Genomic DNA, 276 nt, shown 5'->3' on the forward strand with positions numbered 1-276 from the left:
CGGCCTCAGGTTCGCGCGAAATGCTCTCCTTTCCATGAAGTGTCTCGCGCAGCGCTTCGAAGCGCCCGAGGCTCGCGCCCTTCTGGCCGGCGCCGCAGCTCACTCGATGTTGCCGCTCGATTTGGCCGGGACAGCCGCCTTCGCGCTCATCTTGGCGGTCTCCGGACATGCGGTCGGTTGGCCTGTCGCCGAAGGGGGCTCGCATTCGATCGCGCGAGCGTTGCTCGCTCAGATCGATGGGTTCGGCGGCGAGGTCTGGCTCGACCACCGGGTGCG

1 protein-coding gene is annotated in these 276 nt (G+C 67.8%); it reads right to left on the bottom strand.

All coding sequences use genetic code 11. From position 1 onward, the window contains the following. Window positions 1-276: hypothetical protein (locus ACKX14_RS15755; RefSeq protein ID WP_422449328.1), on the bottom strand; the 276-nt coding region annotated here is incomplete at both ends.

The sequence above is a fragment of the Thermorhabdus hydrogeniformans genome, assembly GCF_049310025.1.
Lineage (GTDB): Bacteria > Bacillota > Thermosediminibacteria > Thermosediminibacterales > Tepidanaerobacteraceae > JBJYKD01.